18 protein-coding genes are annotated in these 23,081 nt (G+C 60.8%); 9 read left to right on the forward strand and 9 right to left on the reverse strand.

Annotation, left to right across the window (positions count from 1 at the left end):
• The first annotated feature begins 37 nt into the window (after positions 1 to 37).
• Complete coding sequence (locus tag RGCCGE502_RS04370) at positions 38 to 502, forward strand: plant virulence effector HPE1-like domain-containing protein (protein ID WP_016552955.1); 465 nt, start codon at positions 38 to 40, stop codon at positions 500 to 502.
• A gap of 106 nt (positions 503 to 608) precedes the next feature.
• Here the strand turns inward: RGCCGE502_RS04370 and RGCCGE502_RS04375 are convergent, their stop codons facing one another.
• Together RGCCGE502_RS04375 and RGCCGE502_RS04380 are read right to left on the reverse strand one after the other, a co-directional pair.
• Positions 609 to 836, reverse strand: a complete 228-nt coding sequence (locus RGCCGE502_RS04375) for a hypothetical protein (RefSeq protein ID WP_016552956.1) — start codon at positions 834 to 836, stop codon at positions 609 to 611.
• Positions 837 to 937: 101 nt separating this feature from the next.
• Positions 938 to 2,464, reverse strand: a complete 1,527-nt coding sequence (locus tag RGCCGE502_RS04380) for a winged helix-turn-helix domain-containing tetratricopeptide repeat protein (protein ID WP_016552957.1) — start codon at positions 2,462 to 2,464, stop codon at positions 938 to 940.
• A 293-nt stretch (positions 2,465 to 2,757) separates the two neighbouring features.
• On the opposite strand from RGCCGE502_RS04380, the gene RGCCGE502_RS04385 reads away from it, so the two are divergent.
• A complete protein-coding gene (locus tag RGCCGE502_RS04385) occupies positions 2,758 to 4,575 on the forward strand; it encodes a methyl-accepting chemotaxis protein (protein WP_016552958.1) in 1,818 nt (605 codons plus the stop codon).
• A gap of 74 nt (positions 4,576 to 4,649) precedes the next feature.
• Here RGCCGE502_RS04385 and RGCCGE502_RS04390 read toward each other — a convergent pair whose 3' ends face one another.
• Positions 4,650 to 5,156, reverse strand: a complete 507-nt coding sequence (locus RGCCGE502_RS04390; RefSeq protein ID WP_016552959.1) for a 2-thiouracil desulfurase family protein — start codon at positions 5,154 to 5,156, stop codon at positions 4,650 to 4,652.
• 97 nt (positions 5,157 to 5,253) lie between these two features.
• On the opposite strand from RGCCGE502_RS04390, the gene RGCCGE502_RS04395 reads away from it, so the two are divergent.
• Entirely contained in the window at positions 5,254 to 5,694 is a 441-nt protein-coding gene (locus RGCCGE502_RS04395) for a YqaA family protein (RefSeq protein WP_016552960.1), read from the forward strand.
• A gap of 116 nt (positions 5,695 to 5,810) precedes the next feature.
• Here the strand turns inward: RGCCGE502_RS04395 and glyS are convergent, their stop codons facing one another.
• A complete protein-coding gene (glyS, locus tag RGCCGE502_RS04400; RefSeq protein ID WP_016552961.1) occupies positions 5,811 to 7,988 on the reverse strand; it encodes a glycine--tRNA ligase subunit beta in 2,178 nt (725 codons plus the stop codon).
• Between the two features lie 204 nt (positions 7,989 to 8,192).
• On the opposite strand from glyS, the gene RGCCGE502_RS04405 reads away from it, so the two are divergent.
• The 4 genes from RGCCGE502_RS04405 (at position 8,193) to ubiA (ending at position 13,557) form a co-directional block, all read left to right on the forward strand.
• Complete coding sequence (locus tag RGCCGE502_RS04405) at positions 8,193 to 10,499, forward strand: Tex family protein (RefSeq protein ID WP_016552962.1); 2,307 nt, start codon at positions 8,193 to 8,195, stop codon at positions 10,497 to 10,499.
• A gap of 135 nt (positions 10,500 to 10,634) precedes the next feature.
• Positions 10,635 to 11,894 carry a cyclopropane fatty acid synthase gene (locus tag RGCCGE502_RS04410; RefSeq protein WP_016552963.1) on the forward strand — a complete coding sequence of 420 codons (1,260 nt, stop codon included), beginning with the start codon at positions 10,635 to 10,637 and terminating at the stop codon, positions 11,892 to 11,894.
• 57 nt (positions 11,895 to 11,951) lie between these two features.
• On the forward strand, positions 11,952 to 12,533 hold the full coding sequence (locus tag RGCCGE502_RS04415; protein WP_016552964.1) for a histidine phosphatase family protein: 582 nt from the start codon (positions 11,952 to 11,954) through the stop codon (positions 12,531 to 12,533).
• Positions 12,534 to 12,597: 64 nt separating this feature from the next.
• Positions 12,598 to 13,557: a 4-hydroxybenzoate octaprenyltransferase gene (gene ubiA / locus RGCCGE502_RS04420; protein ID WP_016552965.1), complete on the forward strand. Its 960-nt coding sequence runs from the start codon at positions 12,598 to 12,600 to the stop codon at positions 13,555 to 13,557.
• Positions 13,558 to 13,623: 66 nt separating this feature from the next.
• Here ubiA and RGCCGE502_RS04425 read toward each other — a convergent pair whose 3' ends face one another.
• Entirely contained in the window at positions 13,624 to 14,190 is a 567-nt protein-coding gene (locus tag RGCCGE502_RS04425; RefSeq protein ID WP_016552966.1) for a DUF6101 family protein, read from the reverse strand.
• Between the two features lie 299 nt (positions 14,191 to 14,489).
• Here RGCCGE502_RS04425 and RGCCGE502_RS04430 point away from each other — a divergent pair, with 299 nt between their 5' ends.
• Positions 14,490 to 17,210: a DUF1217 domain-containing protein gene (locus RGCCGE502_RS04430; protein WP_016552967.1), complete on the forward strand. Its 2,721-nt coding sequence runs from the start codon at positions 14,490 to 14,492 to the stop codon at positions 17,208 to 17,210.
• A 21-nt stretch (positions 17,211 to 17,231) separates the two neighbouring features.
• Here RGCCGE502_RS04430 and RGCCGE502_RS04435 read toward each other — a convergent pair whose 3' ends face one another.
• The 3 genes from RGCCGE502_RS04435 to RGCCGE502_RS04445 are packed head-to-tail and all read right to left on the reverse strand — an operon-like array spanning position 17,232 to position 20,319.
• A complete protein-coding gene (locus tag RGCCGE502_RS04435) occupies positions 17,232 to 18,659 on the reverse strand; it encodes an FAD-binding oxidoreductase (protein WP_016552968.1) in 1,428 nt (475 codons plus the stop codon).
• Between the two features lie 19 nt (positions 18,660 to 18,678).
• Positions 18,679 to 19,653 (reverse strand): L-threonylcarbamoyladenylate synthase, encoded by a 975-nt coding sequence (locus RGCCGE502_RS04440; RefSeq protein WP_016552969.1) that lies wholly within the window; start codon positions 19,651 to 19,653, stop codon positions 18,679 to 18,681.
• Positions 19,654 to 19,710: 57 nt separating this feature from the next.
• Positions 19,711 to 20,319 carry a DUF6656 family protein gene (locus RGCCGE502_RS04445; protein ID WP_016552970.1) on the reverse strand — a complete coding sequence of 203 codons (609 nt, stop codon included), beginning with the start codon at positions 20,317 to 20,319 and terminating at the stop codon, positions 19,711 to 19,713.
• Positions 20,320 to 20,722: 403 nt separating this feature from the next.
• On the opposite strand from RGCCGE502_RS04445, the gene RGCCGE502_RS04450 reads away from it, so the two are divergent.
• Positions 20,723 to 21,967 carry an aromatic ring-hydroxylating oxygenase subunit alpha gene (locus RGCCGE502_RS04450; RefSeq protein WP_016552971.1) on the forward strand — a complete coding sequence of 415 codons (1,245 nt, stop codon included), beginning with the start codon at positions 20,723 to 20,725 and terminating at the stop codon, positions 21,965 to 21,967.
• A 70-nt stretch (positions 21,968 to 22,037) separates the two neighbouring features.
• Here the strand turns inward: RGCCGE502_RS04450 and RGCCGE502_RS04455 are convergent, their stop codons facing one another.
• Positions 22,038 to 23,027: a glycoside hydrolase family 25 protein gene (locus RGCCGE502_RS04455; protein ID WP_040673967.1), complete on the reverse strand. Its 990-nt coding sequence runs from the start codon at positions 23,025 to 23,027 to the stop codon at positions 22,038 to 22,040.
• Between the last annotated feature and the right edge of the window lie 54 nt (positions 23,028 to 23,081).

The following is a 23,081-nucleotide window of genomic DNA, read 5'->3' on the forward strand; positions in this document are numbered from 1 at the left end:
GACGCTAGTCTCTTCTCAACGTGAGACGGAGTGTTCCATGCGTCAGGTCATCTTGGGTGCGATAGCTGTTTTTGCGGCAGGCTCTGCCGTTGCCTCCTCGATCGAGGTGGTCGGCAAGGACACGCGCACCAGTGGTGGGAGCATCAGCCAGGAAAGCTGCCAAAGCTGCCGGCCGCTTGAAACCGTCGAGCGCAAGAAGGACTACACCGTCCCGACGCTCGCGCCCGGCTCGCTGCAATCCTCGGAAATTCGCGATGTCGATGGCCAGAAAAAGCTCTATCGCACCGAAGGCTGGATGGGTGGCTCGCCGGTCGTTTTCGTAACCAAGGCCCCAACCGAGTCCATGACAGCCGCCAAGCAGCCGGCCGACAACATTGACCGTGCCTCGACGACGGCAGCGGTTATCGGTGGCGACGTCAAGCCGATCGCGGCGGGCCTGGGAGCTGCGCCCAAGGAACAAATGGCGCCGCTCGACGTTTCTAAGTTCGAGCTTCGGCCCTGATTTCCAGTTCCCTGCCCCAGCCTGACCAAGGTTTCGGTCGACCGGGGTCCACCCCCGCGGTGGATAAAATGCGTCCCTGAGAGAAGCAGGGGCGCATTTTTCGTTTCTAGTGCGCTTTGCCGAACGGTGTGCTTCCGAAGGTAGGGACAAGCAGACGAGCAAGTGCCTGCCATCCGGTCGAAGCGTTCAACCAGCGCAGATGTTGTTTCGTGACGTGCCCAACGGCCGCCACCCCTGCTTCGCTTTCGTCAGGAGCCAAGTCGGCAACGGGTTCCGGCGGAGGGGAATAGATGCGTCCCTGATCGAGGGAAAGGATGGTCAGTGTCGTAATCATTGCCGTCTCCCACTTGCGGTTTTGCCGTGGGAAGCAGTCTCTGCTGGTTGGGGTGTTCCGGTCCTGAACCGCTCGCGGAAAAGTTCCGAAACGATCCGAATCTACCGCTCCGAGACGCCCGCCAATCTCAATCCGTCGAGGACGCCGGCGATGCGATCCGGATATTTGCCGGCCTGGCCGGCGCGGATACGCTCGATCGTGATATCGGGTGTCAGTCGTCTCAACGCTGCAAGATGACGATGGGCTTCCTCCATGCGTCCGAGATGCGCGCTCGCAGCAATGAGAACCCACAACGTCGCTTCGAAATTCGGATTGCTGGCAAGTGCCCTCGACGCCCAAGCGACGGCCTGACCATACTCTCCAAGGACGACATGGGCATGTGCGATACCGCAAAGCGAGAAATGTGCGCCCCGATCGCCGGGCGTTAGCCGATTGGCCCTGTGGAAGTGGCTGAGCGCATCGCTGATGTTGCCGCAATGAAGGTGCCCGACGCCCGCTCTGACAACCGCCATCGGATTGTTGGGATTGGATTCGGCGGCCGCCTGCAGAACCGCGAGCCCCCAATCATAGTCCTTCACCGTCTGCATCAAGGCGACGCCGCAGTGGGCCATGACCATGGCGTCACCCGCGCCGTGCTCCAGCGCCTTCCGGGCCAGCGCGGCACATGCTCCCACATCGTCGTCGGTGAGCGCGGGCCAGCCCATCGTGTAGCGATGCTCAAGCGCCCATGCGGCATGGGCAAGCAGCTGCGCGTTGTCCGGCTCGACCGCAAGCCCTTGCATGAGAAGGGCATAGGCGGCCGCGTTGTCGCTTTCAATTTCCGTCGAGATCTTCGCCAGTGCCTGCAGGTAGATGTCGTAGATGGCGACGCTTCCGGGCCGGTCGCGCCGTGATCGCTCGATCTCGGCCGTCTGGATCAGCGGTTCGATCAGCGTCGCGACGCGTTCGGTGATGCGATCCTGAAAATCGAATATCTCGTCCAGGGTGCCATCGAAGGTCTGCGCCCACATATGTGTTCCGCCTTGACCTTCGACGAGTTCTGCGACGATGCGCAGCCGGTTACCCGACTGCCGGATGCTCCCTTCGAGCACGTAGCTGACGCCGAGTTGTGCGGCGATCTTTCTGACATCCATTCCCCGGTAGGCGAAGGAGCAGTCCCGGGCGATCACGGCAAAGCTTCGGAACCGGCTTAAGGCCGCTATGATCTCGTCGACGATCCCGTCGGCAAAATAATCCTGCCTGGGATCGCCGCTGAGATTGCTGAAGGGCAGGACTGCAAGTGCCGGCCGCAGCTCCTGGGTCGCAACCGCTTTCGCCTCCACGTTTGTCGGCATGAAGCGGTAGCCGGCGCGCGGCACCGTCGCGATCCACTCCTGCCCATCGGGCGCCGGGCCAAGCGCCTTTCGCAGCGCGGCGACCTGGACGGTCAGGTTGCTCTCCTCGACGGCAATTCCGGGCCAGACGCGCTCCATCAACGCATCCTTGGAAACAACGCCGCCGCGGCCTTCAAGTAACGCTTCAAGAAGGGCAACCCCGCGTTGGCCGAGCGCGACTACCCGCCCGTTCCGCAACAGCCCGCGGCCGGGATCGAGAACGAATTCACCGAAGGCATGCGAAGGCTCAGCCATGCCGGAAATATAGCTTAACCACGGGCCTCGGAAAACCGTGCAGCGAGCCTTGCGAAAGCACTTCAACTTTCAGGCGCGCGGATGAATCAAGCTCTCCGCCGACTGCAAGAATGCACTGATTACATTTGATAATCCTGCCGGCCCTCGTCACTTGGCAATTGTTAATTCCTTCACTTTAATTGTAACGACCAGGCCGGAAGACGCATGATTGTCGTCGCCAAGCGCGGGTCAGCGCAGAGGTCGGGAGTTCACCGATCCGGAATTGCCGAACCCACCGTTTTCGCGAGACATTCATGAAAAAGCTTAAGATTGCTCATCAACTGTTCGCCCTTGTGGGCGTGCTCATGGCGGCCTTCGCCATCGCCACTTATTTCCAGATCAAAACGACCTCGCAGGCGATCTACGACGACCGCTTCGATCTTCTGCGCGCGCAGGTCCAGTCCGGGATCTCTGTTCTCGATTCCTACTACCAGCGTGAAAAGTCAGGCGAGATGACCCATGAGGCCGCGCAGGCCGAAGCATTCAAGGTTCTCTCCAAGGTCAAGTTCGAACCGGCGGGCTACCTGTTCGGCTACGACTACGACGTCGTCCAACGCTTCCACCCGAAGCCTGACAATATCGGCAAGAACATGGGCGGGCAGGTGGATCAGAACGGCACCTATTTCAGCAAGGACATGGTCGCCAAGGGTCGGGCCGGCGGCGGTCGCACGATCTACTACTGGAGCAAGCCCGGCCAGCCTGACGACGAGCTGTTCGAGAAGGGCTCCTACTCTGCTGCCTTCGAGCCTTGGCAGCTGGTCGTGTCCAGCGGTGTCTACCTCGACGACCTGCAGGCGCAGATCAATGAGGCGATCTGGAAGGCGCTCATTGCCTGCGCGATCATCGCGATCGCCGGTATCGCGGCCGCCTTCTATTTCATCCGTGGTATCTCCAAGCCGCTGCAGGATGTGCACCAGGCGCTGGAAGCGGTTGCGGACGAGAACGTCGCGCTCGTAATCCCGCATGCCGACATGAACAACGAAGTCGGCATGATGGCGAAGGCCACGCAGTCGCTCCAGCAGAAGGTCAAGGAACGCCACGCCATGTCCGAGCGCGAGGCCGCCCAGCAGATGGCCCTCGACGGCGAGCGTGAAAACAGCCAGCGCCTGCAGCGCGAGGAAACGGTTGCCCAGAACCACGTCGTCTCGACCATCGGCCAGGCGCTCGAGCTGATCGCCCGGGGCGACCTGACGGTCCGTTGCGCCGAGCTCGGCCAGAAGTACGCCGCTCTTCGCGACAACTTCAACGATGCGCTCGCGCACCTAGAAGCTGCTATGGCCAGGGTCAGCGCCAAGGGCGGCGACATCGCCGTCAGCAAGGAAGAGATCCGTCGCGCCTCCAACGATCTGTCGCAGCGCACCGAGCGACAGGCCGCAAGCCTGGAGGAAACCTCGGCAGCCCTTGACGAGCTCACCGTGGCCGTCCGCCAGACCGCCGAAGGCGCCCATGAAGCGAGCAAGCGCGTCCAAGCCGTCAGCGGCGAAGCGAACCGCAGCGATGCGGTTGTCTCCGAAGCGATCGAAGCAATGAGCGGCATCGAGAAGTCGTCAGCCGAGATCGGCAAGATCATCGGCGTCATCGACGACATCGCCTTCCAGACCAACCTGCTGGCACTGAATGCTGGGGTCGAGGCCGCGCGTGCCGGCGAATCCGGCAAGGGCTTCGCGGTCGTTGCCCAGGAAGTTCGCGAACTGGCACAGCGTTCGGCTGCTGCCGCCAAGGAGATCAAGGATCAGATCGCCCGCTCGTCCGGTCAGGTCGATCAGGGTGTTCGCCTGGTCGGCGAAGCCGGCGAGGCGCTGAAGCGCATCTCCGACCAGATCAAGGCGGCCAACGAGATTGTTGCCAAGATCGCCCACAGTGCCTCCGAGCAGGATACGACGCTGCGGTCGATCTCGTCCTCGATGAACCAACTCGATGCTGCCACACAGCAGAATGCTGCGATGGCGGAGGAAACCACCGCGTCGGCCGAGTCGCTGGCAAGCGACACCGATGAGCTTCTCAACCTCATCCGCGGCTTCCGCGTCGGCGGTGGGCAGGAGTATGCCGCGCAGGTTCGCCGCGCCGCCTGAGGCACCAAACATGCAATACGGCCGTCGGAGCGATCCGGCGGCCGCTTTGCATTGAGGGATGTCGTCGTGTCCGGTCAGCCGGCGGTTTTGTCCTCGTCAGCTGCGAGCCGCGCGGCAAGCATCTCGATATCGCGATCTGAGTAGACGGCAATACCGGCCTGCTTCAAAAGCGCCGCCGTCACGCCGTTCCCTGCGTTCCTGCGCCCGGAAAATGTCCCGTCATAGACAAAGCCGGAGCCGCATGAGGGACTGCCATCGATCAGCAGCGCGTAATGACAGCCCGTTCCTGTGGCAAGCGCCAAGGCGTTCTCGGCTGCCTGTCTGAACTCGTCCGTAACGTCGCCACCGGTGATCTCGACAACGCGGGCGGTGCCATCAAGCACATCCTCTCCAGTCGCGCCGCCCTCGATCTCGGCAGGTGGGCGCGGCACCGGCATTCCGGCGGACATCTCCGGGCAGATGGTCACCAGCCTGCCTTCCTCGATCCAACGAGCAATCGCGGGGTGGGCGAGGGGCTTCGACTGACCGTCGTAACGGACGGCATGGCCCATGAGGCAGGCGCTGACGAGAATCTTGTTCATGGTTTTGGCATAACCCCAAGGACGTGATAGTTCCAGTCCACTTTCGGGGCGTGGTGAAAGGGCAAAGGGTGCGGCGGAGCATTGGCGCGGACAGGTCATGACTGAACTTGCGGTCTATGCCGGCCTTTTCCTGGTGGCTTTTGCGGCAGCCACGATCTTCCCGATGCAGTCGGAAGCCGGCCTCGTCGCCCTCATTCTCACCGAGCAGTATCCGGTCCTTGCGCTGATCGCGGTGGCGACTGCAGGCAACGTCGTCGGCTCGACCGTCAACTGGCTACTTGGCGTCGGCATCGCGCGATTTCGCGACAAGCGATGGTTTCCCGTCAGTCAGCCTGCGCTCGACAAGGCACAGGGCTGGTATCGACGCTATGGCAAGTGGTCGCTGCTTCTAAGCTGGATGCCGGTTGTCGGCGACCCCATCACCGTCGTCGCCGGCGTTCTTCGCGAACCGTTTCCGATGTTCTTGCTGCTTGTGACCGTTGCCAAAACCGCGCGCTACGGCATCCTCGCGGCTGCAACTCTCGGCGTGACGAGCTGACGCAAATGCAGATCCCATCCTTGAATCAATATCTGAACAAGGACGAAATTCTGCAAATGTTGCTCGATGTTAGGACGTCATCCGCATGTCAAACCTGACGCGCGGATGCCTGGGGCTTAGCCGGAGATCTTCGAGAAGTCGGCGACAGTCCCGGTTGCTTCACGGATCAGGCGCAGCAGGGCAAGACGATTGGCGCGAATAGCGGCGTCTTCGTCATTGACAAGCACGTCGTTAAAGAAACTGTCGACCGGCGCGCGAAGCTTCGAGAGCGCCTCCATGGCCGAGCGGAAGTCTTCCTTCTCTACGGCAGCGGATGCCTCGGCGGAAGCCTTGGTGATTGCCGCGAACAGTTCCTTCTCGGCGTCGAGTCGGAACAGATTTTCCGAAACACCGTCAGCGACGACCGTGCCTTTCTTTTCTTCAGCAGCCAGGATCTGTGTCGCGCGCTTGGTGCCAACCAACAGGTTCTTGCCGTCCTCCGAGGTGATGAAAGCCGTCAGCGCTTCGACGCGGCGAGCCACCATCAGCAGGTCGTCCGTTTCAGGGGTCAGGACGGAATCGATAAGATCGTAGCGTGCGCCCTGATCGCGGAGGTAGACCTTCAGACGATCGTGGAAGAAGGAGAGAAGGTCGAATTGGCGCGACAGGTCGTTGTCGTCAACGGCCTTGCCGATATCCGTATCGATGCGGCCCATGTGGCTCGTGATGCGCGGCAACAGCGTCAGGCGCACGCGGCGCTCCAGCAGGATGCGGATGACGCCAAGGGCTGCGCGGCGCAATGCAAATGGATCCTTCGAGCCGGTCGGCTTCTCGTCGACAGCCCAGAAGCCGATCAGCGTGTCGAGCTTGTCTGCAAGCGCCACGGTGATCGCAACCTTGTCCTGCGGCAACTGGTCGGATGGTCCCTGCGGCTTGTAATGCTCCTCGATCGCGGTCGCGACAACGGCATCCTCGCCCTGAAGAGCAGCATATTTGCGCCCCATGACACCCTGCAGTTCCGGAAACTCCCCAACGGCCTCGGTGCGCAGGTCAGCCTTGGCAAGCACGACGGCCCTGTCGACCAGCTTGTAATCGGCACCGAGAGGGAATGCCACCTTTGCGGCCATGGCGCGGATACGCTCCACGCGCTCGCCCTGCGTGCCGAGCTTGGCATGGAAGGTCACACCGAGCGCATCGAGCTTCGCCATGCGCTGGTCGAGCGGCTTCTTGAGGTCGAGACCGAATTTCTTTGCCGAAGCCTCGAGCGTTTCGAGATCGGGAAGATCGCCCTGGTCGCGCTTCCAGAAGTGCAGAGCATCGGACAGGCGCGCGCGCACGACCTTGCCGTTGCCGTGGATGATCTCCTTGCCGCCGTCGCTGGCCTCGATGTTCGAGACGAGGATGAACTTGTTCGACAGTGCGTCGCCGCCAACCGGACGGGTCACGAAACACTTCTGGTTCGTCTTGATCGTCAGGCGGATGATCTCCGCCGGAATCGAAAGATAATCCTCCTCGAAGCTGCCCATCAGCACCTGCGGCCACTCGACGAGGCCCGAGACCTCTTCGAGCAGGCCCTCGTCCTCGACCAGTTCCAGGCCGTTCGCAAAGGCGACGTCGCGGGCATCGTGCAGGATGATGTCCTTGCGGCGTTCGCCATCGAGGATCACCTTGGCCTTTTCGAGGTTCGCGATGTAATCGCCGAAACGCTTGACGGTGATGGCGCCGGGCGTATGGAAACGATGGCCGTAAGTCACGTTGGAGGCGACGATGCCGTCGATCGAGAACGGAATGACGACGGTCTCTTCGTGTTCAGTGCCGAACGTGCATACGATCGATTGCAACGGCCGGACCCAGCGCAGCGAGCCCGGCTGAGCGGAAGCCGCACCCCAGCGCATCGGCTTCGGCCAGGGGAAATCGCGGATGATGCCGGGCATGACATCGCTGATGATCTCTTCGGCGGCGCGACCGGGCTTTGACATGATGGCGATGTAGAAATCGCCCTTCTTCGGGTCGCTCTGGATCTGCGCTTCGGAAACGGAAGACAGGCCGGCGCCGCGAAGGAAGCCTTCGATCGCCTTTTCGTTGGCGTCGGTGCGGGGGCCCTTCTTCTCTTCGCGCACGTCGGCGGAGCGTGCCGTCAGGCCGCGGATGTCGAGCGTCAGCCGGCGCGGCGTCCAGTATTCGCGCGCACCCTCGTAGGAAAGTCCTGCCTCGACAAGCGCATCGGTCACGAGCTTCTTCAGGTCGCCGGCAGCCTTGCGCTGCAGGCGGGCCGGGATCTCTTCGGAGCGGAGTTCTAGGAGCAGATCTGGCATGTCACTTTCCTTGCCTTCCCCAGGGAAGGCGCCACAAGGCGGGGCTAAAAAACGGTCGCCTCTGCTAGCAAAGAATGCCGCACATACACAACCGCAAAAACGGCCGCCATCCGTGCTATGTTGCTGTGGATAGCGACGCCGGGCATTGCCTTGCCGTTTTCCGTCGCTATTGTCCCGCGACTTTTGTGAAACGCAGGAACTCCCATGGCCGCTGATCTTCGTTCGCTCGCCGCTGTCATCTCTTCCGAAATCAACGCCCGGCCGGATCAGGCCAAGGCGGCGATCGAGCTGCTCGACGAAGGCGCGACCGTGCCCTTCATCGCCCGCTACCGCAAGGAAGTGACGGGCGGGCTGGACGATACCCAGCTGCGCAATCTGGCGGAGCGACTGGTCTATCTGCGCGAGCTGGAAGCCCGCCGCGACACGATCGTCGAGTCCATTAACGGCCAGGGCAAGATGACCGACGAGCTGATGGCGAAGATCGCCAAGGCCGGTACCAAGGCCGAGCTTGAGGATCTCTATCTCCCCTACAAGCCGAAGCGTCGCACCCGCGCCGAAATCGCCCGCGAACGTGGCCTTGGACCGTTGGCCGAAGCCATCCTCGCCGATCGCTCGAGGGAGCCGGCAGCGCTGGCGGAAGGCTTTATCAGCGCCGATGTGCCTGATGTGAAGACGGCGCTTGAAGGCGCACGCGACATCGTCGCCGAAGGTATTTCGGAAAACGCCGACCTGCTCGGCAAGCTGCGCGCCCATATGCGCGGCGCTGCTTTGCTGAAGGCTAAGGTGGTCGACGGCAAGCAGGCATCAGGCGAGAAGTTCTCCGACTATTTCGACCATTCCGAGCGCTGGGCGACGGCGCCGGGTCACCGTGCGCTGGCCATGCTGCGTGGCTGGAACGAAGAGGTGCTGACGCTTGTTATCGAAGCCGATGCCGAGACCGCCTCTCCGAACAAGCCGGTAGAGCGCATGATCGCGGCCGCCTACGAGATCGGCAACAGCCGCCCCGGCGACCGTTGGCTGATGGAGGTCGCGAGCTGGACCTGGCGCGTCAAGCTCTCCATGTCGCTGTCGCTCGATCTGATGCGCGAGCTTCGCGAGCGCGCTGAGGAAGAGGCGATCCACGTCTTCGCCCGCAACCTCAAGGACCTGCTGCTGGCGGCACCTGCCGGTTCGCGCCCGACCATGGGGCTTGATCCGGGTATCCGCACAGGCGTCAAGGTTGCCGTCACTGACACCACCGGCAAGGTGGTTGCTACTTCGACCGTCTATCCGTTCCAACCGAGAAACGACGTGCGCGGCGCGCAGTTGGAGCTTGCTTCGCTGATCCGAAAGCACAATGTCGAACTGATCTCGATCGGCAACGGCACCGGCAGCCGCGAGACGGAAAAGCTCGTCGCCGACATGCTCGCCGATCTGCCCGCACCGAAGCCGACCAAGGTGATCGTCTCGGAAGCCGGCGCTTCGGTTTATTCCGCATCCGAAACAGCGGCGCTTGAGTTCCCGAACCTCGACGTGTCGTTGCGCGGTGCCGTCTCCATCGCCCGTCGTCTGCAGGATCCACTGGCCGAACTCGTCAAGATCGAGCCGAAGTCGATCGGTGTCGGGCAGTATCAGCACGACGTCGATCAACAGAAACTGTCGCGCTCGCTCGACGCCGTCGTCGAAGACGCGGTGAATGCCGTTGGTGTGGATCTCAACACTGCCTCTGCACCGCTGCTCTCCCGTGTCTCCGGTCTGGGTGCCTCGATTGCCGACGCCATCGTCAAGCATCGTGACAGCGAAGGACGCTTCGAGAGCCGCCGTGACCTCCTGAAGGTCGCCCGTCTTGGCCAGCGCACCTTCGAACAATGCGCTGGCTTCCTGCGCATTCGCGATGGCAAGGAGCCGCTTGACGCCTCCTCGGTCCACCCGGAAGCCTATGGCGTCGCCAAGAAGATCGTCGCCGCTTGCGGCCGTGACTTGCGTTCGCTGATGGGCGACAGCGCCGTCCTGAAGGCTGTTGACCCGCGCCAGTTCATCGATGACAAGTTCGGTCTGCCGACAGTGAAGGATATCCTAGCTGAACTGGAAAAGCCCGGCCGCGATCCGCGCCCGAGCTTCAAGACCGCGACCTTTGCCGAAGGCGTTCACGAGATCTCCGACCTCACGCCGGGCATGATCCTAGAGGGCACGGTCACCAACGTCGCGGCCTTCGGCGCCTTCGTCGACATCGGCGTGCATCAGGACGGATTGGTGCATGTCTCACAGCTCGCCGACCGCTTCGTCAAAGATCCTCACGAAGTCGTGAAGGCAGGCGATGTGGTGAAAGTGCGCGTCGTCGAGGTCGATGCCAAGCGCAAGCGCATCGGTCTGTCGATGCGAAAGGACGACGGTTCGCAGACTCCGGCCCCTCGTGGCGAGTCACGCGGTCAGCCTGTCCGCGGCCAGAACGACCGGCGCTCGGCTCCCTCAAAGCCAGAGAGCCAGGGAGCTTTTGGCGCAGCGCTGGCCGAGGCGATGAAGCGAAAATAAGCGCTTAGCCATCGAATTTGCAAAAATGTCACACTTTGGCGACCATGTTGCCGAGGTGCGAAATACGGCGCTTGTAAGGCGGCAGAGAGGTACTAAGTTGAATGGACCATCCTGTCACAATGCGAGGCCTTGCTTATGGCGTCGGCTTTCTTATCGATCGTCCAAAAACTCATCCGTAAAGGTAATCTGAGACTGACTCTCGCCAGCGGCGAGACGCATATGGTTGGCGACGGCACTGGTGAACTGGTTGTCGTTCGCATGGCCGATGAAGAGGCGGAACAGCTGATCCGCCGTGATCCCACCCTGAAGCTAGGGGAAATGTTCATGGAGGGCCGGTTCATCCTAGAACAGGGCAACATCTACGATTTCCTGGCGATGGTGAAACAGAATACCACCAACGAGATCTTCGATATCCCGATGGCGGCCCTCCTGATCGGACGCATTGCCCTGCAGCAGCTGAAAAGCCGCATCCCGATCAACCGCAACAGGCGCAACGTTGCCCACCATTACGACCTGTCCGAAAAGCTCTTCGAGCTCTTTCTCGACGAGGATTGGCAATACTCCTGTGCCTACTACAATCCGCCCGGCATCAGCCTGGAGGAGGCGCAGGTCGCCAAGAAGCGGCACATCGCCGCGAAGCTTCTGCTCGAACCAAACCAACGCGTTCTGGAGATCGGCTCCGGCTGGGGCGGCATGGGCATGTACCTGGTGGAATCCACGCCAGGGCTGGAGCTCACCGGCATCACGCTCAGCAAGGAGCAGCTGAAGATCTCGCGGGAGCGCGCGCAGAAGCGCGGTCTTGCCGATCGCGCGCGCTTCGAGTTGCAGGACTACCGAACGATGACGGGCAGGAAGTTCGACCGCATCGTATCGGTCGGCATGTTCGAGCATGTCGGCATCGGCAATTTCGGCAAGTTCTTCAAGAAGGTGCACGAATTTCTTGCCGATGACGGCGTCATGGTGCTGCACTCGATTGCGCGTCCGAAGCCGAGTTTCGCGACCAATGCCTTCATCGAGAAGTATATCTTCCCGCAGGGCTATATCCCCTCGATCGGCGAGACGCTGCCGTTCATCGAAAGTGCGGGGCTGCTGGTTCGCGATGTCGAAGTGCTACCGCTGCATTACGCCCACACATTGCGCCACTGGCGCGACCGCTTCGTCGCGCGCAAGGCCGAAGCGGTCGCGCTCTACGACGAGCAATTCTTCCGTATGTGGGAGTTCTATCTCGCCGGGTCCGAGATCGGCTTCCGCTGGGACGAACTGTTCGTCATGCAGATCCAGATTTCCAAGAACCAGTATTCGACCCCCGACAATCGCGACTACATCGCGGCGAACGAGGCAAAGCTGAAGGAATTCGAGGCGACGCGCCCGCCGCTCGAAAAAGTCATTCTCTGACCCAGATCAAAGGGCGCGGCAAGGACCGCGCCCTTTCAAACTCGGAGCCTGATGGCAATGGCAAGCACCCTTCCGGAAATCTATCTTGTCCGTCACGGCGAAACCGAGTGGAGCCTGTCAGGACGACACACTGGCCGCAGTGATATCCCGCTCACCGAAAACGGCGAGGCGGCCGCGCGTCAGGTCGGTCCACGCCTTGCGGGTAAGAGCTTTACTGCCGTCTGGTCAAGCCCGTCGCAACGTGCCCGCAATACCTGCGCGCTCGCGGGCTTCGACGCCGGGGCCATCGTCAAGGATGACTTGGCGGAATGGGACTACGGCGCCTACGAAGGCATCACCTCCAAGGAGATCCATGCAAGCCGGCCCGGTTGGCAGCTGTTTCGCGATGGCTGCCCCAACGGTGAGGCGGCAGACGATGTCGGCGCCCGGGCTGACCGGATCATTTCGGAACTACGGCAGGCCGATGCCCCGATCTTGATCTTCTCCAGCTCGCATTTCCTCCGGGTACTTGGCGCCCGCTGGCTCGGGTTGCCGCCAACGGACGGTGCGCGCTTCATTCTCGACACGACAAGCATCAGCGTTCTCGGCTATGAGCACGACCTGACCGAGCCGGTGATCCGGCGATGGAACGGGCGCTGAAGGTCGCCCCGACGGCCGTGAATTGGACCTTGACCCGCGCCTTGACCGATCGCTAGATGACGTCATGCAACAGATCGGCGGAATAAACGGGCGCGTTGCGGATGCGCCATCGAACAACTGGGTTTATCGGGTCCTGCCTCCGTGGCTCTGGCCCTATGCGCAGCTTGCGCGCTGGGATCGGCCGATCGGTTGGCAGCTCCTGATGTGGCCTTGCTTCTGGTCGGCAACAATGGCTGCCAATGCCGCAGCCACTCTCGGCCAGTTTTCTGGCGGTCAGCTGGTTTTCCATCTCGTGCTCTACTTCATCGGTTCAGTGGCGATGCGCGGGGCAGGGTGCACATACAACGATCTCGTCGACCACAAGATCGACATGGAAGTGGCGCGAACTCGGTCGCGGCCGCTGCCATCGGGTCGGGTGACGCGCAACCAGGCCAAGGCGTTCATCGTCCTGCAGGCGCTGGTTGGGCTGCTGGTCGTGCTTCAGCTGAACTGGTTTGCCGTCATCCTCGGCGTCCTCTCGCTCGCCATTGTGGCACTTTATCCCTTTGCGAAGCGCTTTACAGACTGGCCGCAGTTCTTCCTTGGCCTTGCCTTCTCCTGGGGTGCCTTGATGGGCTGGGCCGCGATTTTCGGGAGCCTCTCGCTGGCGCCTATTTTCCTGTACGTCGCCTCGGTGGTCTGGACAATCGGCTATGACACCATCTACGCCCATCAGGACAAGGAGGACGACGAACTGATCGGCGTTCGTTCCACTGCGCGGTTGTTCGGCGACAAGACGAAACAGTGGCTCGTCGGCCTCTATGGTCTGACCCTCGTGCTCGCCTTCTGCGCTTTCCTGGCGGCAGGTGTCGGACTGTTCGCCTATCTCGGCCTGCTCATTGCCGCCGGCATGTTTGCGTGGCAAATCGTAACGCTGGATATCAACGACGGCGACCAATGCCTGGCCCTGTTCAAGTCGAACAATCGCGTCGGACTGATCATATTTGCCGGCCTTTTCTTGTCGCTGCTCTTCGTCTTGCCTTAGGCCAGATACGGAAGACGAAAAACCCGGCACAATGGCCGGGTTTTTGGTTTTGGCAGATCGCCCCGCTCAGCTGCGGGCGATGATTTCCTTGCCTTCGATCTTCATGGCGACGCCGAGCTTGCCGGTCGTGCGGCGCACGAGGAAACGCGGGCGGCGGTTGGCGAAGTAGGAGTGACGGCGGCGCGGCTTCAACGCGCTGGTGCGCAGGTCGCCGAGATGTTCTTCCAGCGGACGGGCAATGCCGTCGGCCTCGACCATCAGCATCGGAATGCGGAAGGCTTCGGACCAGCTGCGCCAGTCGGCGGCAATATCCGCCAGGTCATGGGCGACCAGAAGCGGCACGCAGAGTTCCGGATCTTCGTGATGAAGCTCCAGGGTTACGGTGACTTCGCCGTTGCCATGGTCGATGGCGCGGGCGGCAACGCCCTTGAAGGCGCGCTTGGGAAGTGCGATCGAAAGCGGCAGGCCGCTCGAGGGGAGAACCTTGCGCAGGATGGCGCCACGTTCGTCGATCGTTATGCTGACGTCACTTGTGGAGTCGTGGATGGCGTAGCTGACCTGCTGGGGAAAGCGAGACGGATCGAGACGCAGTGTCGTTCCAGCCCATACGGGCTTCATAACGGTGTTGTTCATGTTCATTCTACCCTTGTCTTACCTGAGAGCCGGTTTCCGGTCTTCTCCTCGGGGCTTTTCGCCCTCTATGGCTCGACAATAGGCGCCGCCTGTTCGAGACAGCTTAAAAATCGCGGTTAAGAAAACTTTGCCTCCCTGGATGGTTATCAAAACCGAAGCCGGCAAGGTTTCCGGAGGGTGAACGCCGGCTGTCTCATATTGCAACGCAAGATGGGTAAGTCTCGGGTAAGCTTTTTATCGCAAAATGGCGCAGAACCACTCTGTCATACTTTGAAGACTTTGCCGGAAAAGGGCGTGTTATGATCTCTGCTTCAATGGCCTACAACATAGTGTCGGGGAACATGAAGCAGAGCCTCGATCGCGTAGCCTCCCAGGCAACGGTCAAGCGCGACGCCGAGTACTACAAGGACAACATCAACAAGGTCAAAGACGTCGACGATTTCCTCGGCAATTATAGGCTCTACAGCTACGCGATGAAGGCCTATGGCCTCGACGACATGACCTACGCCAAGGCCTTCATGAAGAAAGTCCTGGAGAGTGATTTGACCGATGCCGGCAGCTTCGCCAACAAGCTGACCGATACGCGCTACAAGGAATTTGCCGCCGCGTTCAACTTCAATTCGCCGGCAGCGGATGCGCAAAGCAACGCCCAGGAAGACGATCTGATAGGCCTCTACACGCAGTCCTTTGCCGACGAGAGCAAGAATGCCGCGACGGAGACCGACTACTACGGCAATGCGATCGATGCGGCGCAGGATGTTTCGGATATCGTCGGGGACAGCCGTGTCCGGACCTATGTCCTGAAGGCTTACGGCATTGATCCTACATACGTCTCCAATGACTTCTTGACGCAGGTTCTGACCAGCGACGTCAACGATCCGAACAGCTTCGTGAACGTCAACGGCAACGAAAAATATCAGGCGCTTGCTGCGCAATTCAGTTTTAATGCCGATGGCACTGTCAATGGCGCGGCGCAGACCGCTGCCCAAAAGGACGCCGTCATGGAACAGTACAACTTGACTGTTCCATCGATCGTCACCCCTGCTGCGGCGGACTATAACAAGGCCTACTACCTGTCCAAGATCGGAGCGATCACCAGCGTCGACGATCTTCTCGCCGACAGCCGCCTGACGTCCTACATCAAGACAGCCTTCGGCATGTCTCAGGACTTCAGCACGGCAGCGCTAAGACTCGTGCTGACCGATGCCAGCTACGCGACGTCTCTGGATCTCAGCGAAGCCAACCAGGCGTTCAACTTCAATTCCGACGGGACGATCAACGGCGCGGCGGCGTCCTACACGGCGCAGACGCCCGATCAGATAAAGACCATGGGCGACCTGGCCGCCTCGGCGACCAGCTATTATCAGTCCACGATAGTCAACATCACCAACGTCGACGATCTCGTCGCCGATGCAGGGCTGACGCGCTATATCAAGGATGCCTATGGCATACCGCAGACCTTCAGCGATGCCGATCTCAAGAGCGTTCTGACGGATGCAACCTATGCCGCGAGCCTTGGCTATGATGCGGTCCATTCGGCTTTCAACTTCCAGGCAGATGGCAGCGTACCGGATGACGTCAATGCGCAGACCTCCGCTCAGGCGCGCGTGACCAGTTCGGGCGCGCGCTCCAACCTCGATTACTTCCAGAGCACGATCGGCACGATTTCCAATGTCGACCAATTGATCGCGGATACGAAGCTGACCAGCTTTATCAAGTCGGTCTACCAGATGCCGGCCAATATCAGTGATGCTGATCTCAAGAACATCTTGATTGACCCCAGCTTCGCTGCCGCTCAGGGCTTCGGCAATGTCAACTCAGGCTTCAGTTTTGCTGCCGACGGCTCGGCCGCGGCCGCCTCCGGCCCGCAAAGCGCCGAGCAGCTGATGAACACGACCGACAGCTATTCGGTCCGCTACGACGACGCACAGCAGGAGGCCATGGACGCGGCCGTCGCCAACTACAAAGAGCGGATGAGCGACGACAACATCAAGAAAGTGGACGATTTCCTTCGCTCCAACGCGACGGCGGATCTCGACAACAGCAACGATGGCTTGCCAGATCCCTATCAGATGGCGCTGCGCGCCTACGGACTGACGGAGCAGGACGTGCCGCGTTCGACACTACGCAAGTTGCTGAAGAGCGACCCCTATGATCCGAACGGTTATGTCGCCTCGTTCAAGGACGAGCGCATCACCAATCTCGTCCGCGCCTTCAACTTTGGGACCGACGGCAAGATCACGTCGGAAGTACAGGCACTGTCACCCGCCGTCATGGCCAAGTATGCGACGAACTACAAGTCGCGCGCCACCCTGGGAATGGACGACGGCTCGATCAAGGACAAGGCTTCGAAGGACGCGACGAAGGCCGTCGATGATTTCGCCAAAGGCATGGCCGAGGTGAAGTCGCTTGATGATTTCCTGAAGAACGACAAGCTGACTAGCTTCGTGCTGAAGGCGAACGGTCTCGATCCGAAAAAGTACGACGACGAAACATTGCGGAAGATCTTCACGTCGGATCCGTCCGATTCCAAGAGCTATCTGAATACAAAGGCAGACTCCAAGTTCAAGGAAATCGTTGCCGACTTCAACTTCGATACCGCCGGGGACCTGACACGCGCCAAGATCGGCGCCGTCCAGAATGTCGGCGCCGAGGATCGGACCCAGACGAACTATCTTCAGCAGACTCTCGAAACACAGCAGGGTGAAAGCAACGACGGCGTCCGTCTTGCTCTCTATTTCGCCCGCAAGGCTCCCGACATAACCTCGCTCTACAGCATCCTCGGGGACAAGGCGCTGTTCCAGGTCATCACAACCACCTTTAGCCTGCCGAGCGGTATTTCCAGCATGGATGTCGAGAAGCAGGTCGATCTTCTGAAGAAGTTCGTCAATCTCGACGACCTTCAGGATTCGAAGAAGGTCGACAAGCTGTTAAAGCGGTTCACCGCAATGTATGACCTGCAGAACAATTCCAGCAACTCACCGGCGCTCAGCATTCTGACCGGCGGCACATCGGGCTGACCGCCTTAGCAGCGACTTCCTCTAGTCGATGTTGACGACCTTTCCGGGATTCATGATGCCGGCCGGGTCGAAGGAGCGCTTGATCCTGCGCATCAGCTCCATTTCGATCGCCGGGCGGATCGACGCCAGCTCATCGCGCTTCAGCTGACCGATTCCATGCTCGGCGGAAATCGATCCGCCATGTGCCAGGACGAAACCATGGACGATGTGGTTCATCTCGTGCCAGCGCTCAAGGAAAGCCTGCTTGTCCGCGCCGACAGGCTGGGAAATGTTGTAATGGATATTGCCGTCGCCCATGTGGCCGAACGCGCAGATGCGGGCGCCCGGCATCGCAGCCATGACGGCTTCGCCGGCCTCATGCATGAAGGCCGGGATTGCCGAAACCGGCACGGAAACGTCATGCTTGATCGATCCGCCCTCCGGCTTCTGCGCCTCCGACATGCTTTCGCGCATATGCCAGAGCGCCTTCTGCTGAGCGACGGAAGAGGAGATCGCCGCGTCTTGAACCAACCCGGCCTCGAAGCCTTGTTCGAGCAGCGCCGTCATCATCCGCTCGGCCGTCTCGGCGGAGTCTGACGTGGAAATATCGACGAGCACATACCAGGGATGCGCCGACTCCAACGGATCGCGTACGCCCTCGATATTGCGCGCGGTGATTTCGACGCCGAAACGCGGCATGAGCTCAAAACCGGTGAGCGAGGTGCCGCAGAGACTGGACGCCAGGTTGAACAACCCAAGCGCATCCTCGACCGAATTGAGCCCGGCGAATGCAACCTGCTTGCCGAGCGGTTGCGGAAAGAGCCTCAGCACCGCGCCGGTGATGATGCCGAGCGTGCCTTCCGCGCCGATGAAGAGGTCGCGCAAGTCATAGCCGGTGTTGTCCTTCTTCAGGCGGCGCAGGCCATCCCAGATCTCGCCGGTCGGCAGCACCACCTCGAGGCCGAGGCAGAGGTGGCGCATGTTGCCGTAGGCGAGCACGGCCGTGCCGCCGGCGTTGGTCGAGAGATTGCCGCCGATCCGGCACGACCCCTCGGACCCCAGCGATAGCGGAAACAACCTGCCATGCGCTTCTGCCGCCTTCTGCACGTCGGCAAGGATCGCGCCGCCATCGACGACGAGAACGTTGGCTACCGGATCGACATCGCGAACCTTGTTCATGCGTTCAAGCGAGATGATGATATCGGACTTGCCTTCACGCGGGGTCTGGCCGCCGACGAGGCCGGTGTTGCCCGTCTGAGGCACGACCGCGGTGCCGGTTTCGCTCGCAAGCTTCAGGATTGCCGACACCTCTTCGACGGAGCCCGGCTTCAGCAGGAGAGGCGAGGAGCCATGGTAGAGGCCACGGTTTTCGATCAGATGCGGCGCGAGATCCGCTTCGCTCCGGAGGGCATGTTTCTCGCCAACGATGGCGGTGAAACGGTCGAGAAGTTCGGGGGAAACGTTGCTCATCGAAACTCGGTCCTTCTTGTTATTCTCGTGGGGCGGCGGCCCGGCGCAGCCGGTCGTTGATGGCCTCGCCAAGTCCCTCGTCGGGAATGGCCGAGAAGGCGATCGTCACAGCGCCGCTGGCATCGGCTCTCTTCATATAGTCGAACAGGTTTGCCGCCGCTTCGGCAAGATCGCCGTCGTGGCTGAGATTGAGAACGATCCTGGCATCATCGGCGCCGGCAACTGCGGTCTTGCCAAACGCAATCAACGCCTCGCCAGCATCGACGTGGGTTGCGTCCAGTCGGACGGTTGCACCCGGAGCGTAGTGGGACGCCAACATTCCTGGAGCCTCGATAGCTGCGGACGCTTTCCGGGATCGCAGAAGCTTCTGACCGGCGACGCGTTCGATCTCGGAGGCTGGCAAACCGCCCGGCCTGAGCAGCCGGACCTTGCCATCCTCGACCTTGACGATCGTCGACTCGACGCCGACGGTGCTTGCACCGGCATCGAGGATCAGCCTGATGCGCTCGCCAAGATCGGCATCGACATGGTCGGCGCTGGTTGCGCTGATCTTGCCGGAGGTGTTGGCGCTGGGCGCTGCGAGCGGTCGCCCGAAGGCGCGGATCAGTTCGCCTGCAAAGCCCTTCGGAACGCGGATGCCGACCGTGTCGAGACCTGCGGTCGCCAGAGAATGAATGGCGCTTTGCGGCTTCAGCGGCAGCACGAGCGTCAGCGGGCCGGGCCAGAAGGCTTCGGCCAGCGCGCGTGAAACCGGGTCGAACTCCGCATGCTTTTCAGCCATGGCAAGATCTGCCATATGGCAGATCAGCGGGTTGAAGCGCGGGCGGCCCTTGGTCTCGTAGATATGGGCGATCGCCACCGGGTTAGTGGCATCGGCGGCGAGGCCGTACACCGTCTCCGTCGGGATCGCGATCGGAAACCCTTCGCCAAGCACCGCGCAACCGGCTTTGATGGCCTCTTGCCTGTCCTTCGTGATGTCGATCGATCGTGCCATGCGCTGCCCGGATTGCTGTCCGGCAGTCCTTATGCTTTCCCAGCGACAGGATCAATATCAGAGCTGGCGGATGATCTCGCGCAGTTGTTCGTTGCGTGCGCCAAGTAGAAGTACGTTCTTGATGGCGACCTGCGGATCGTCGGTGCGGAAAAGTATGCCGTTGCCCCGCACCGAGCGGTCGATAGTCATCTTTTCCGGCGTATGTTCGCCCGGCTTGATGGCGACCGCGAAGTACATGCGCGAATATTTGACGTCGATCTTGTCGAAGAAATTGTCGTTGTCGCCGATGTCGGCGTAGAAATTCGCGATGTAGAAGGCCCAGCTGACCTCCTCGTAGCGGGCGAATTTCGTCCGCGACGCCGTTACATGGCAGTAGCCGAGATGCGGGCTGTCCCGCAGCGTCCGATGGAACAGCATCTTCGGAAACTGGATCGAGCGGTGGAAGCCGTTGATATTCTGATGCGTCTTTTCGCCGGCATTCTCCAGCGTGCGGCCGGTCCTCTCGGCGACTTCGTCATGCGTGAGATAGCGCCGTTCTTCGGCGAGCCAGTGCGCCCGCGTCCGCGTGATTTTACCGGTACGCAGGAATTCCGAATGCGAAGCGGCCGGCGTCGCGTTGCGGGCATTGAGGCTATTGCTGGCGTCGAAATAGCGAAGTTTCGCCATGGTAGGTATCCGCATGCATGTCTGATGTGGCGAGGATAGGCAATCATGCTTAATGGTGTGTTAAACGCGGCCTCCAGCGCGGATCGACAAGATCAGGCCCAGGTAGCTAGGTCGCAATTGCGACAGCGGTGGCAACACTACGTCGAAATCCCAAGTGTGAATTGGCTTGCGCTGATGTCGTAATTGACCTTTGTTGCCGGGAACGAGGAGCGCGGAAGCGGAAAGATGCAGCCGATTCCAGGCTCCTTTGCCGCCTGTCGTCATTTTCGAAGCCGATGTCGCTTTACAACCAAGCGCCGCGGGTCGGCGGTGGTTAAATGCCCTTCAAGAAAATCTCCTGACGGAGAGGGAGCGAAGCTTCCGGCGGCTTTTAAGGCGCGGCCCACCATACGAGGATATGCAGATGGATATTCGCAGCAACGTATTGCGACAACTCAAGACCCGCCGAGAAGGCTTCAGTCTCGAGCAGCCATTTTATATCGACGAGGATTATTTCAAGCTCGATATGGAAATGATCTACTACCGCGATTGGCTCTTCATGGGCCACGATTGCGAGCTGCCGAAAGCCGGTGCTTACTTCACCGTCCAGATCGGCCAGTATCCGGTCGTCATCGTTCGCGGACGAGACAACGTCATCCGTGCCTTCCACAACAGCTGTCGTCACCGTGGCTCGCGTGTCTGCACAAAGGAGCACGGTTCGTCGGTGCGTCTCGTGTGCCCGTATCACCAGTGGACTTACGATCTCGATGGCAAGCTCGCCTTTGCCCGCCACATGGGTGATGATTTCGACAAGACGGGCTATGGCCTGAAGCCCGTCCATTGCGAGAGCTTCGGCGGCTATATCTTCATCTGTCTGGCCGAGAATGCCCCCGACTTCCAGCCGATTCGCGACATGGTCGCCCCCTATATGCTGCCGCATCGTCTGAGCGAGGCGAAGGTCGCCTTCCAGAGCACGATCATCGAAAAGGGCAACTGGAAACTTGTCTGGGAAAACAACCGCGAATGCTATCACTGTGCAGCCAATCACCCCGAGCTTTGCCGCACCTACCCGGAAGCGCCGAGCGTCACCGGCACCGATGGCGGCGCCGACGACCCGGAAATCGCTGGACACTGGGCACGCTGCGAAGCGGCCGGCTTGCCGAGCAAATTCCAGATTTCGCCGGATGGCCAGTTCCGCACTGCGCGCATGCCGTTGATCGAGGATGCCGAGAGCTACACCATGTCCGGCAAGCGTGCCGTCAAGCGGTCTCTTTCGGAGGACGTGACGCTTGATCGCATCGGCACAATGCTGCTGTTCCACTATCCCACAACGTGGAACCACATTCTCGGCGACCATGCGATTTCGTTTCGCGTGCTGCCGCTCAGCGCCAACGAGACCGCAGTCACGACGAAGTGGCTTGTGCATAAGGATGCCGTTGAGGGTGTGGATTACGACCTCGCCGAACTCACCCACGTCTGGACCGAAACCAACGACCAGGACCGCCGCATCGTCGAAGAGAATGCGTTCGGCATCCACTCGCCGGCCTACGAGCCCGGCCCTTATTCGATGCTGCACGAAGGTGGCGTGATGCAGTTCCTCGAATGGTATTCGAACTTCATGGTCAACCGCCTGCAAGGCGATCAGGCGAAGCTCTCCGTCGTCGCCTGATCTGTTAAGAAGCTACCTCCCGAGTGGCCTCGTCTCCCTGTGAGGCGAGGTCTTTTTTTGAGCGCGCGCTTCAAAAGTCGCGACGAGCTCGGACCACTTGGTTCTGCGGTGTAGAGGACGTGACGATCGGATCCGGGGCAAGAGCTGCGATGTCCATCCCCGGCCTCGCGCGCGGTTCCATCTCGATCTTGGCGAGGATGAGCGGTGGATCGGGTTCGCGCGCCGGCAGAAGGTTGCCTCGAGCCCATACTTTTGTGAGCTCCGCCCGGCTCATCGGCGCGACGTTGACATCGATATCGGTCAGGGTGCCCGGTACACGGTAAGGGCAGCGGCGCTTGCTGCAATTCGCGCCGGATGAGAACTGCCACATCAGATAGTTGTCCCAGTTTCCCATCGGGAACACACCCTTGACGTCGGGCTTGTAGCGCGCATACCAGATCGGCAGCCGCGCCAGCACCGGATAGTCGTTGCGGTAGGCGGCAATGTAACGGGCGGTGTTGTGATTGGTGTAGAGGACTGGATATCGTCCGGTTCGCGCCCTGATATGACCGGCGAATATCTGCGCGTCCTCCAACGACATGAATTTCTGAGGATCGATCCCCTCGAGGTCGAGGATCATCATCTCGTCGTCCTTGGGATCGGCGTATTCAAGGAAATGGTTGGCCTGATCGACGGGATTTCCCGGTCGTGCAAGGTGATAGGAGCCCCAGAGAAGGCCCGCCGCCCGCGCCACAAGCCGCCGCGTCTGGAAGAGTTCGCGGCTCACCGCATATTTGCGCCACATGGTCTTGCAATGGGCCACGGTATCCCCGGCATGGTCGCCGCTACAGGAGAAGCTCTCCGGAAGGCCGTCGGAAGCCTTCGAGATGAAGGCGGCGATGCGCTTGTCGGAAACCAGGGAATTCCAGTCGATCGTGTTCAACTCATAGGCATCGACGATGAGCGCGTTGCTGCTGTTCTTCCAGGGGAGGGTGTCGGCAGAGACAGCCTCCGTCGGTGCCCCCGCGGCAAGCGCTGGAACCACCAAGCGAAGCAGAAGATTTCTCCAGGATTGCCTCATGGAGTGAGCGTGATGAAAGGCGGTTAATGCCCGGTTAATCCGCGATCGCTTAAG

The organism is Rhizobium grahamii CCGE 502, from assembly GCF_000298315.2.
Taxonomy (GTDB): domain Bacteria; phylum Pseudomonadota; class Alphaproteobacteria; order Rhizobiales; family Rhizobiaceae; genus Rhizobium; species Rhizobium grahamii.

Bases quoted from the DNA above. Each gene is read 5' to 3' on its own strand.
- RGCCGE502_RS04385 (WP_016552958.1), top strand. From the start codon at position 2,758: ATGAAAAAGCTTAAGATTGCTCATCAACTGTTCGCCCTTGTGGGCGTG.
- RGCCGE502_RS04445 (WP_016552970.1), bottom strand. From the start codon at position 20,319: ATGGCGAAACTTCGCTATTTCGACGCCAGCAATAGCCTCAATGCCCGC.
- RGCCGE502_RS04405 (WP_016552962.1), top strand. From the start codon at position 8,193: ATGGCCGCTGATCTTCGTTCGCTCGCCGCTGTCATCTCTTCCGAAATC.
- RGCCGE502_RS04410 (WP_016552963.1), top strand. From the start codon at position 10,635: ATGGCGTCGGCTTTCTTATCGATCGTCCAAAAACTCATCCGTAAAGGT.
- RGCCGE502_RS04415 (WP_016552964.1), top strand. From the start codon at position 11,952: ATGGCAAGCACCCTTCCGGAAATCTATCTTGTCCGTCACGGCGAAACC.
- RGCCGE502_RS04375 (WP_016552956.1), bottom strand. From the start codon at position 836: ATGATTACGACACTGACCATCCTTTCCCTCGATCAGGGACGCATCTAT.
- RGCCGE502_RS04450 (WP_016552971.1), top strand. From the start codon at position 20,723: ATGGATATTCGCAGCAACGTATTGCGACAACTCAAGACCCGCCGAGAA.
- RGCCGE502_RS04395 (WP_016552960.1), top strand. From the start codon at position 5,254: ATGACTGAACTTGCGGTCTATGCCGGCCTTTTCCTGGTGGCTTTTGCG.
- glyS (WP_016552961.1), bottom strand. From the start codon at position 7,988: ATGCCAGATCTGCTCCTAGAACTCCGCTCCGAAGAGATCCCGGCCCGC.
- RGCCGE502_RS04430 (WP_016552967.1), top strand. From the start codon at position 14,490: ATGATCTCTGCTTCAATGGCCTACAACATAGTGTCGGGGAACATGAAG.
- RGCCGE502_RS04425 (WP_016552966.1), bottom strand. From the start codon at position 14,190: ATGAACAACACCGTTATGAAGCCCGTATGGGCTGGAACGACACTGCGT.
- RGCCGE502_RS04380 (WP_016552957.1), bottom strand. From the start codon at position 2,464: ATGGCTGAGCCTTCGCATGCCTTCGGTGAATTCGTTCTCGATCCCGGC.
- ubiA (WP_016552965.1), top strand. From the start codon at position 12,598: ATGCAACAGATCGGCGGAATAAACGGGCGCGTTGCGGATGCGCCATCG.
- RGCCGE502_RS04435 (WP_016552968.1), bottom strand. From the start codon at position 18,659: ATGAGCAACGTTTCCCCCGAACTTCTCGACCGTTTCACCGCCATCGTT.
- RGCCGE502_RS04390 (WP_016552959.1), bottom strand. From the start codon at position 5,156: ATGAACAAGATTCTCGTCAGCGCCTGCCTCATGGGCCATGCCGTCCGT.
- RGCCGE502_RS04440 (WP_016552969.1), bottom strand. From the start codon at position 19,653: ATGGCACGATCGATCGACATCACGAAGGACAGGCAAGAGGCCATCAAA.
- RGCCGE502_RS04455 (WP_040673967.1), bottom strand. From the start codon at position 23,027: ATGAGGCAATCCTGGAGAAATCTTCTGCTTCGCTTGGTGGTTCCAGCG.
- RGCCGE502_RS04370 (WP_016552955.1), top strand. From the start codon at position 38: ATGCGTCAGGTCATCTTGGGTGCGATAGCTGTTTTTGCGGCAGGCTCT.